The sequence below is a fragment of the Catellatospora sp. NPDC049133 genome (assembly GCF_040648455.1).
Lineage (GTDB): Bacteria > Actinomycetota > Actinomycetes > Mycobacteriales > Micromonosporaceae > Catellatospora > Catellatospora aurea.
In genome coordinates, this window is sequence record NZ_JBEZDT010000028.1 from 120889 (window position 1) to 127518 (window position 6630).

At 71.3% G+C, this 6630-nt stretch carries 6 protein-coding genes and 2 pseudogenes; 3 read left to right on the top strand and 5 right to left on the bottom strand.

Translation table 11 applies throughout. The annotated features are described in order from the left end of the window. Window positions 1–3: 3 nt before the first annotated feature. Window positions 4–1392: an FAD-dependent oxidoreductase gene (locus AB0B35_RS28860; protein ID WP_361050985.1), complete on the bottom strand. Its 1389-nt coding sequence runs from the start codon at window positions 1390–1392 to the stop codon at window positions 4–6. Next, on the bottom strand, window positions 1389–1616 hold the full coding sequence (locus AB0B35_RS28865; RefSeq protein ID WP_361050988.1) for a ferredoxin: 228 nt from the start codon (window positions 1614–1616) through the stop codon (window positions 1389–1391). The genes AB0B35_RS28860 and AB0B35_RS28865 overlap by 4 nt, the downstream gene beginning before the upstream one ends. Window positions 1617–2289: 673 nt before the next feature. On the opposite strand from AB0B35_RS28865, the pseudogene AB0B35_RS28870 reads away from it, so the two are divergent. Next, window positions 2290–2409 (top strand): annotated as a pseudogene (locus AB0B35_RS28870) (transposase family protein); the annotation flags it as partial. Between the two features lie 316 nt (window positions 2410–2725). Here AB0B35_RS28870 and AB0B35_RS28875 read toward each other — a convergent pair. From AB0B35_RS28875 to AB0B35_RS28885, 3 genes are all read right to left on the bottom strand, one after another. Further along, window positions 2726–3772, bottom strand: coding sequence for an aldo/keto reductase (locus AB0B35_RS28875; RefSeq protein WP_361050991.1), 1047 nt, complete (start codon window positions 3770–3772; stop codon window positions 2726–2728). A 135-nt stretch (window positions 3773–3907) separates the two neighbouring features. After that, a complete protein-coding gene (locus AB0B35_RS28880) occupies window positions 3908–4510 on the bottom strand; it encodes a Clp protease N-terminal domain-containing protein (protein ID WP_360541269.1) in 603 nt (200 codons plus the stop codon). Then, window positions 4510–4746 carry an HTH domain-containing protein gene (locus AB0B35_RS28885; protein ID WP_360541267.1) on the bottom strand — a complete coding sequence of 79 codons (237 nt, stop codon included), beginning with the start codon at window positions 4744–4746 and terminating at the stop codon, window positions 4510–4512. The genes AB0B35_RS28880 and AB0B35_RS28885 overlap by 1 nt, the downstream gene beginning before the upstream one ends. A 262-nt stretch (window positions 4747–5008) precedes the next feature. Between AB0B35_RS28885 and AB0B35_RS28890 the strand changes: the two are divergent. Together AB0B35_RS28890 and AB0B35_RS28895 are read left to right on the top strand one after the other, a co-directional pair. Next, window positions 5009–5566, top strand: a pseudogene (locus tag AB0B35_RS28890) (glycosyltransferase family 39 protein); the annotation flags it as partial. A 922-nt stretch (window positions 5567–6488) separates the two neighbouring features. Further along, window positions 6489–6630 (top strand): substrate-binding domain-containing protein (locus tag AB0B35_RS28895; protein WP_361051002.1); only part of this gene is annotated, 142 nt, incomplete at its 3' end.

Sequence of the window (6630 nt, forward strand, 5' to 3'; positions counted from 1 at the left end):
TCTCTATAGCCGTACGGCCGTGACACGCCGCTCGCTCGGGTCGTGGCCGGTGACGACGACGGTGGCGTCCTGGCTGAGCAGCAGCGGTCCGGGGAAGTCGACCGGCATGGGTTTGGCGTCGGCGGGCTGGTCCGGCGTCGGCAGGGGCGGCGGGAAGGGTGCCGCCGCCTCGATCAGCGTGCGGTAGTGGTCCAGCCATTTGGCGTTGTTGAAGCTGACGGCGGCGGTGACGCGGCCCTTGTATCCGTACGCGGCGACGAAGCGGCGATCGGACACCGATCCCTGCGTCACCATTACTTCGTCGGCGAAGGTCGGCACCCCGACGGACTTGATGTTGACGCCGAACTGGATGGACCAGAACGCCGGGATCGACAGGTGCGGCCAGCGGTCCGCCTGGAGGTTGACCATGTTGTGCGCGGCGATCTGGGCCTGCTCCACGGCGTTGGCCCAGTGCTCCAGCGAGATGAAACGGTACTCGTAGATCGGATGCGGGCAGCGCGCCACGTCCCCGGCGACGAAGATGTCATCGGTGACCAGGCCGTTCAGGTCGAAGGCACGGCAGCCGGAGTCGCACGCGACTCCCCACGGGCCGATCGCCAGACCGGAGTCGCGCAGCCACTCGGTGTTGCGGATGCCGCCAAGGGCTACCACCGCGACGTCGGCGTCGACCGAGCCGCCGTCGGAGAAGTGAGCGCGGCGGAACCGGCCCTGCTCATCGCCCTCGAGTTGGGTGACCTTCACACCGCAGCGCAGGTCGACACCGTGTGCGCGCTGCATGTCTGCCGCGATCTCACCGATCATGGCGCCAAGCGCCCCGACCAGCGGCGCGGGCCCGAGTTCGGCCACCGTCACCGGGATGTCGCGCTCACGGCAGATCGAGGCGATCTCGGAGCCGGTGAAACCCGCGCCGATGATCAGGACGCGCCTGGGCCCGGCGGCGAGCGCTCGACGCAGACCGTCGGCGTCCTCCCGGGTACGCACCACGAACACCCCGTCCAGGGCCGCTTCAGCCTCGACCGGCCAGGGCCGCGCCCGTACCCCGGTGGAGATCAGCACCCGGTCGAAGGGCACCTCCTGCCCGTCCGCGAGCCGCACGACGTACTTGGCCAGGTCGAGCCCTGACGCGGGTACCCCCAGCAGCCACTGCGCGTCGATCTCGCGACGTCGGGGCAGCGTGGTCCCTTCGGCAGGTACCCAACCGGTCAGCACTTGCTTGGACAGCGGAGGACGATCGTACGGTTCGCCCGCCTCGTCGCCGATCATCGTCAGCGACCCGGTGAAGCCCTCGTCGCGCAGCGCCTCGGCTGTCCGTAGGCCTGCAAGCGAGGCGCCGACGATGGCGATGCGACCGTCGCGTTTGAAGGCCTGTAACACCTCGGCCCTGCTGGTCATGACCGCCTCGTCTCCACCGCCAGGTCGCGGTCGGCGAGCCGCTCGACGAGGATGGCCTGCAACGGGCAGGCTGCCGCGGCCCGCAGCACCTGGTCGCGCTGCGACTCGTCGGGGTTCGGGTCGTACATCAGCGCTTCCTCGCCGTGCATCCGGAACGCGTCCGGGGCCAGGAACGCGCACTGCGCATACCCCTGGCATCGGGAAAGATCTACCACAACCCTCATCCCGACCTCCATCTCGGACTACGGAAACCGTGTGGGGATCTGCGGCAAGACCGCCGGCACACCACTCCGCCGAGCGGGCGCACTGGGGACGCGCATAGAAGGCGTCTACTCTCTCGGATGCGAGCGCCGCAGCCCGTCAGGCATGTATCCGCAGGTACAAAGCCTATCTCGCACCCGGCTGCGCGCGGACCCGAAACGGATTCAGGGCGACCTCGTGGGCGCCAGGACCGCTGTGTACGCCAAACCGGGATCGGCCGACGCGCTGGCCAGGCACAGCCGGTCGATGACAGCGCCGGAGCGGCTAGCGCCGGGGTGGGGCAGGCACAGCTGCTGGCTGAACAGCCGCCAGATCGTCTGCCTCGTGCCGTACGACTGGAACAGGAACGTGTGCGCATCTCCGCACTGACGGCCGCCTCGAGCCAGGTGACGCTGACAGTCGGCTACGACGACGGGGCTTGACCCCTGATCTTGGACAGGGGCTGTGCAGCTAACGGCTCAGCTGCACATTCGGTGGTGACGGTCGGCAGCGATCATCCATGTTGGATACCTGCTCGGGTGTGAAGCTGATCAACTTCTCCGGGCGGTGTTCGCCGGGTTGTCGCCGCTGGTCGTGGAAGAGGTGACGGACGAGGGCGCGTGGATCAGGATCCAGGCACGCGCTGGAGCAGGGGCAGTGCGTTGTCCTGACTGCGGCGCAGCCAGCGTCCGTGTGCACGGCTATCACGAGCGGACCGTGAGCGACGTCTGCGTCGATGCGCGCCCGGCGGTGATCGTGGTGACGGTGCGGCGGCCGGTCTGCCCTACGCGCGGGTGTCGGCAGACGTTTCGTGAGCAGGTGCCGGGCGTGCTGGAGCGCTACCAGCGGCGTACCCCACGCCTGGCTGGACAGGTCGGCGCAGTGGCCGGGGAGCCGGCCGGGCGTGGAGCCGCACGGCTGCTGTCAGCCCTGGGCGTGGACCGCCAAGAAACGTCGCGGCAACGGCCGCAACGGCGGCCGCGAGCCGGTCGAGGTCGAGCCGCCACCCGTTGGCGGCACGCCTCGCAGCCAGCGGCCGGGTGCGTCGCACCGGCCGAGGGAACGGCGACTCTCCCTCGGCCGGTAAGCGCTGTCAGGCGGCGGCCCGGTCGGCGTGCGGGCGCCGGCGCAGGGTGCTGTCGGTCAGGGCCGGCGGACGCCAGGCGCCGTCCGGGCGGTACAGGTTCACGCCGGGCGGGACGATCTCGTCGATGCGGTCCAGGGTCGCGTCGTCCAGGGCCAGCTCCGCCCCCTTGAGTGCGGTGTCGAGGTGGGCCATGGTGCGCGGGCCGATGATGGTCGAGGTGACCGCGGGGTGGGCCTGGGTGAACGCGAGCGCGAGTTCGGGCAGGGTGCGGCCGAGGTCGGCGGCGAGCGCGGTGAGCTGTTCGAGGGCGTCGTATTTGGCGGCGTTGGCGGGGATGGCGGGGTCGAAGCGGTGCGGGGTGAGGGCGGCGCGGCCGGTGGTGAGGTCGACGGTGTCGCGGTTGACGCGTCCGGACAGGAAGCCGGAGGCGAGTGGGCTCCAGACGAGTACGCCCATGCCGTAGCGCTGGGCGACGGGGAGGATGTCGGTTTCGATGCCGCGGGCGAGCAGGGAGTACGGGGGTTGTTCGGTGCGGAATCGGCTGACGGCGCGGCGTGCGGCGGCGTGGTGGGCTTCGACGAGTTCCTCGGCGGGGAAGGTGGAGCAGCCGTAGGTGCGGATCTTTCCGGCGCGGACGAGGTCGTCGAGGGTGGCGAGGGTTTCCTCGATGTCGGTGGTGTGGTCGGGTCGGTGGATCTGGTAGAGGTCGATGCGGTCGGTGTCGAGGCGGCGCAGGCTGTCTTCGACGGCGGTGAGGATCCAGCGCCGGCTGTTGCCGCCGCGGTTGCGGCCTTCGCCCATGGGGAAGTGCACCTTGGTGGCGAGGATGACGTCGTCGCGGCGGCCGTGCAGTGCTTTGCCGACGATGGTCTCGGATTCGCCGGCGGAGTACATGTCGGCGGTGTCGACGAAGTTGACGCCGTGGTCGAGGGCGTGGTGGATGATGCGGGCGCAGTCGTCGTGGTCGGGGTTGCCGACGGTGCCGAACATCATGGTGCCGAGGCAGTAGGTGCTGACCTCGATGCCGGTGCGGCCTAGGGCGCGGTAGCGCATGGTGGTGCTCCCCTGGTCGGGACTCCCGCGCCGGCCCGGCGGGAGTCGATCATGGTGGGGAGCCTAGGTGCTGGAGTGCGCTCCAGGTCAAGCCGGCGCGGCCGGGGGTCTGCTCCCTCGGCCGCGTGGCTTGGTTCAGGTGCGGGCCGCGGCGATGGCGTTTTCGGTGCGGCGGCGCAGGTCGTCGAGGTCGACGCCGGCTTCGGTGATGATCAGTGCGGCGAGGCCTTTGCCCTCGCGGATCATGCCGAGCAGGATGTGCTCGGTGCCGATGTACTTGTGCTTGAGGCGCAGGGCTTCGCGTAGGGACAGTTCGAGCACGACCTTGCTGCGCGGGGTGAAGGGGATGTGGCGGCCTTCGCTGACGGCGACGCGGGGGCGGCGGCGGAACAGGCCGCGCCGGGGTGGCGGGGTGACCTGGTTGAGGGCGCCGGGTCCGAAGGTCTCTTCGAGTTTGGCGCGTACGGCGTCGAGGTCGATGCCGATGGCCTGGAGCGCGGCGGCGTCGGCGGCGCCGAAGGGTTCGGCGGTGCCGACGTGGCGGCTGATGGCGGCGGTGACCTGGTCGTGGTCGAGGCCGGCGGCGGTGAGCAGGTCGTACGGGATGCCGCTGGTGGGTCGGAGCAGGCCGAGCAGGAGGTGTTCGGTGCCGATGTAGTGCTGCTGGCCGCAGTCGCGGGCTTCGTCCTGGGCGCCCCTGACGACTTCGCGTGCGGCGGTGGTGAATCGTTCGAACATCACTTCTCCCGTCGGTCCGGTCCGGGCCAGCGGCCGGCGTGTTTCTTGTGTACGGCCTGTCGGCTGACTTCGAGGGCGTCGGCGATCTCCTGCCAGGACCAGCCTGCTTTGCGGGCGTTGCCGACCTGCAGCGTCTCGAGGGTTTCGAGGAGCCGTCGCAGGGCGAGCACCGCCCGGAGGCCGACGCCGGGGTCGGTGCTGCCGGCCGCGGCGGCGAGTTTTGTCGCGTCGCTCATGCTGTCAATGTAAGTTGACAGAACCTGTCGTGTCAACTCCAGTTGACGCGAAGCCCTGCCTGGATAGCTGCTGAGCTGCGATGGCGTCACATCGGCGGGATCGCCGGGCCGGCATCACGCATCACGATGTGCCGGATATGCACGACACAGGCTTTTGATACCGCATGGTCACCATTAGCGGTGTTAGCTTCTGCGGGCCTCCCGCCACGCGCCGACGCCGTCGCGTGGCCCTCCGCCGCCTGACCCTCTGGACGGGACGACGATGACTGCTGCCACCGTCACCTCACGTGCCACGCTGGTACGCGACGCACTGCTGTGGGCCGCGGTCGCCGCGGCGGCCGCGTGGACGTTCGCCTACCGGGCCGCCACCAGCCGCACCCAGGTGCTGGACTACGACGACGGGGTGTACTGGCAGACCGCACTGGCCATCGCCGACGGCGCCCGGCCGTACACCGAGGTGTTCCACGCCCAGCCGCCGCTGTTCCCATGGCTGGTCGCCCAGCCGTTCGCGCTGCTCGGAGCCGTTGACGGGGAGACCGCGGCCCGGATGCTGATGACCGGGTTCGCAGTGCTGCTCGCGGCGAGTGCGGCCGGTATGGCGGCGGTGCTGCGCGGGCCGCGGGCCGGGATGCTGGCAGCGCTGGCCGTGGTGGCGTTCCCGCTGGTGCAGCGGTACAGCTTCCAGTTCGGCGCGGATCTGCCCGCCGCGGCGCTGGGCGGGGTCGCGCTGTGCCTGGCGCTACGCGCCCGCACCGCGGGGCGGCCGGGCCGCTGGTGGTGGTGGGCCGGGTCGGGGGCGGCGCTGTGCCTGGCCGCGCTGGTGAAGCTCATCGTGGTCGTGGTCGTCCCGTCGCTCGCGCTGGTGCTGCTGACCACCGCCGCAGCGGGTGGGACCGGGTGGTGGGCGTGGGTGCGGCGCACCGCGGCCGCGGCCGGATCCCTGCTGGGCGGGTTCGCCGTGGCCGCCGGTGCGGCGCTGTTGGTGATCCGGCCGGGGCGGGCGGCCTGGGACCAGGTGTTCGCGTTCCACCTGCGGGCGGCTGAGTCCGCGAGCACCCCCGACGTCGTCGGGATGATCGACAACACCGGTGACTGGGGGCTGCCGTACTTCATCACCGCGGGTGTCTGCGGGCTGCTCGCGCTGGGCCTGCCGGGCCGGGCGGGTGGGCGGGCCGACGTCGCGGCGATCGCGGTGTGGGCGGCGGCGATCGTGCCGTACGGGTACCTGCACCATCCCGTGTTCAAGCACCACGTGCTGCTGTTCGTCGCACCGGCGGGGGCGCTGATCGTGCTGGGGGTGGCGGCGTTGTGGGCCGTGGGCCGGCGGGCGGTGCTGCGCCTGACGGGGCCGCGGCGGCGGTGGGCCGGGGCGATGGCCGTGGTGGCCGCGGTCGCGGCGGGGGCCTGGTACACCACGCACAGCACGGTCGCGCCGGTGCTCGCCGACACGTCGGTGGAGGCTTGCCTGCGGGCGCTGCCCCGGGACGTGGTTCTCGTGTCCGACGACCAGGCGATGCTGGCCCGGGCGGGGCTGCGTACGCCGCCGTGGCTTGTCGACACCTCGCATGTGCGCATCGACTCCGGCTGGCTGACCGACGCCGAGATCACCGCGGCGGCGTCGGCGGCCGACGGGGTGCTGTTCGCCCGGCCGCGCCGGATCGGCAAGCATCCCGAGGTCAGGGTCTGGGCGAAGGAGAACTTCCCGGTGCGGTACACCGCGGACCGGTACGAGCTGTACGTCCGTGCCGCGCCGCTGGTCACCGGGTGCGCCGGCAAGGTCGAGGTCGACGCTGGCGCACTCCGACCGGGAGGCGATCTCGCTGGTCGCCCGCTGCGAGGAGCGCGGCATCCGGGTCCCGGACGACCTGGCCGTGGTCGCGTTCG

Excerpts from the sequence above, each read along its gene's own strand:
- AB0B35_RS28860 (WP_361050985.1), bottom strand. The coding sequence starts at position 1,392 with ATGACCAGCAGGGCCGAGGTGTTACAGGCCTTCAAACGCGACGGTCGC.
- AB0B35_RS28865 (WP_361050988.1), bottom strand. The coding sequence starts at position 1,616 with ATGAGGGTTGTGGTAGATCTTTCCCGATGCCAGGGGTATGCGCAGTGC.
- AB0B35_RS28875 (WP_361050991.1), bottom strand. The coding sequence starts at position 3,772 with ATGCGCTACCGCGCCCTAGGCCGCACCGGCATCGAGGTCAGCACCTAC.
- AB0B35_RS28880 (WP_360541269.1), bottom strand. The coding sequence starts at position 4,510 with ATGTTCGAACGATTCACCACCGCCGCACGCGAAGTCGTCAGGGGCGCC.
- AB0B35_RS28885 (WP_360541267.1), bottom strand. The coding sequence starts at position 4,746 with ATGAGCGACGCGACAAAACTCGCCGCCGCGGCCGGCAGCACCGACCCC.